The organism is Cryobacterium sp. Y11, assembly GCF_002929535.1.
Lineage (GTDB): Bacteria > Actinomycetota > Actinomycetes > Actinomycetales > Microbacteriaceae > Cryobacterium.
In genome coordinates, this window is the sequence record NZ_PJJO01000016.1 from 1 (window position 1) to 2,344 (window position 2,344).

Annotated in this window: 3 protein-coding genes and 1 pseudogene; 1 reads left to right on the plus strand and 3 read right to left on the minus strand. The window is 57.1% G+C overall.

Annotated elements, in window-relative coordinates; translation table 11 throughout:
• Positions 1-532 (minus strand): alcohol dehydrogenase catalytic domain-containing protein (locus tag CXY75_RS00155; RefSeq protein ID WP_369826615.1); only part of this gene is annotated, 532 nt, incomplete at its 3' end.
• Positions 471-698 (minus strand): annotated as a pseudogene (locus tag CXY75_RS20835) (hypothetical protein); the annotation flags it as partial. The gene CXY75_RS00155 and the pseudogene CXY75_RS20835, both read right to left, overlap by 62 nt.
• Before the next feature lie 510 nt (positions 699-1,208).
• Here CXY75_RS20835 and CXY75_RS19585 point away from each other — a divergent pair.
• A complete protein-coding gene (locus CXY75_RS19585; protein ID WP_158251066.1) occupies positions 1,209-1,361 on the plus strand; it encodes a hypothetical protein in 153 nt (50 codons plus the stop codon).
• Positions 1,362-1,627: 266 nt separating this feature from the next.
• On the opposite strand, the gene CXY75_RS00160 is transcribed toward CXY75_RS19585, so the two are convergent.
• On the minus strand, positions 1,628-2,083 hold the full coding sequence (locus tag CXY75_RS00160) for an SRPBCC family protein (protein ID WP_104080887.1): 456 nt from the start codon (positions 2,081-2,083) through the stop codon (positions 1,628-1,630).
• Positions 2,084-2,344: the final 261 nt, after the last annotated feature.

Here is a 2,344-nt window from a genome sequence, read left to right on the forward strand (position 1 = left end):
CGCCGATCTGCTCGGCGAGAGCCAGCCGGTCTGGGCGTCGGTCCACGACCCAGACTTTACTGGCGCCCTTGATTGTGGCAGACAGGGCAGCCATGAGCCCGACCGGACCTGCACCGTAGATCACGACCGTGTCGCCGGGGATCACGCCGGCCATCTCGGTAGCGTGGTAGCCGGTCGGAAAGATGTCCGAGAGCATCACGTAATCGTTTTGCTTTTCCACTGCGTCATCACCCAGGCGCAGGCAGTTGCTGTCGCCGTAGGGCACACGCAGCATTTGGGCCTGCCCGCCGGGGTACGGACCCATTCCGGCGAAGCCGTAGGCGGCGCCGGCGCCGACCGGGTCTGGTTGAGTGGTCATGCAGTAGTTGGTGAAACCGCGTTCGCAATTCTTGCAAAACCCGCAAGATATATTGAANGAACGTGCGGCCAGTCTCGAAATTGGTGCGTCCCTCGTACATGTGCAAGTCTGAACCGCAAATATTTGTCGCCGTGATGCGCACGAGAACGTCAGTGGGACGTTCGATCTTGGCATCCGGAACTTCTTCGACGTTTACCTCGTTGGGGCCCTTATAAACGACTGCTTTCATTTTTTCACTCCCTGAATTTGTGACCGTGTAAGACGGAGGATCCGTCTTCACTTTCGGAGGTGTACGAAAATTAATGCCCGGGCGCTCTTGAGGCGCCCGCAGATTGCGCATGATTTATGTCTAACACCGTTCCATGTACGTCGCCTCACCGCCGCAACTATTGGAACGCCCACGCCGGATATCACCGGCCAGCGTCCATCTCCTACGAAGTGAACGGCAGTGCGTTGGCCAGATCAAGAGAACCCGACTCAGCCAAAGCTCTCTACACAGAAGAGCAGAGGACGCCACAGAATATCAACCTGCTGCGGAGTACGAAGCGCCAGTAATGCGTTCTCCAAAGACGGACATTCCTCGGCATCAAGGACTACCGCGCCCGCGCCGAAATTCCGACAACCGTGCCCGATCGACGACGCCGTGCGGTTCGCTTTCACAGAACATATACTCGCGATGACCGACGGACTCAGAGTTAACGTCGCGCCCGAGGGATCGGTATTTCCCAGACAGTCACCACGCGTTGTGCCATCAGGCGCCCGGCCAGCGCCGTGGCGAACGCCGGTGTGCACGGCAAACCGGCCGACTTTCCGCTGCGAGACCTGTGGACTTCCAACATCAACATCCAACATGGGTCTTGCCAACACCGACATGCTCAACATCCTGCTGAAGCGCGTCGCGCAGAAGAAAATCGCGGAAAAGAAATTCCATAACCGTACCTGTGATCGGGACATGATCGAGGCTTGCGACGTGTTTGGGCGTGCACCGAGACGAAGGCTGTGAAGGCTCTTCTCAACGCGTGAGCGACGATCCTCGAGGACTTCTACTACGAGAAAATTTCGGATAGCCAGTACGTGGGTCTAACAGGGTCGAAGACTCGACGACGGGGACCAGGTGATGAGATTTTCAAAGAATCCCCGTTTGTTCCGTGCTGTCGCATGTCTCTAACATCTTGCCAAGCGCTTCGAGCGTACCGTCACCCCAAGCGGCCGGACTTCGGTGTGATATGTCCGGGCCATCACGAGTCGTAAACCAATCTTTCAGCGGCGTCAGGCCTGAACATCTCCGCGCCATCCGATATCGTCGGTTCCTTTCGCCTCGATGAACTCCTTAAAGTTCGTGAGGTCTTTCTTGATGGCGTGGCCGTCGATACCGAGAGCGGCCCCAGCCTTCTCAAGCAGCCCTGTTGCCTCCCAATCAAGCTGAACAGTCACACGCGTCTCATTCGCGGCCAATTTATGGAACGTAACGACTCCCGCGTGGTCGACCTGGCCGCCGGTGCTGTTCCAGGCAACACGCTCGTCGGGGTGTTGCTCAGTTATCTGAGCCTCAAACGTGCGTTCCACGCCACCGATTTTAATCTTCCACTCGGTGAGAGTGTCGGTTATTTGCGTGATGGATTCAACAAGACTCAAAAACTTTGGAAACTCCTCGAATTTTGTCCACTGGTTGTAAGCGACGGTAACGGGAACGTCGACGTCGACAGTCTCGATGGCGTTGGGCATGATGACCTCCTAATGCGAATTCCACGGATGAAGTAGTTTCTGCAACCCCATTCACCGTACCGAAGGCTTATCCACGGTCAACCCGGGTAAGGAAAAACTTGCAGGAACGAGAAGGTACCTGTGCGCGGAACCTCAGCAGCGTGAACATGCGAGGAGACGGGCTAAACGACGGGCGCGGAGACCCTTCAGAATCCCTCTCGGTCCCCGGGCGAAGCGCGACCAAAATGCGCTTCAGATCGATGACGATCGCGGCCGTCGGGC

Bases quoted from the DNA above. Each gene is read 5' to 3' on its own strand.
- CXY75_RS00160 (WP_104080887.1), bottom strand. From the start codon at position 2,083: ATGCCCAACGCCATCGAGACTGTCGACGTCGACGTTCCCGTTACCGTC.
- CXY75_RS19585 (WP_158251066.1), top strand. From the start codon at position 1,209: ATGGGTCTTGCCAACACCGACATGCTCAACATCCTGCTGAAGCGCGTC.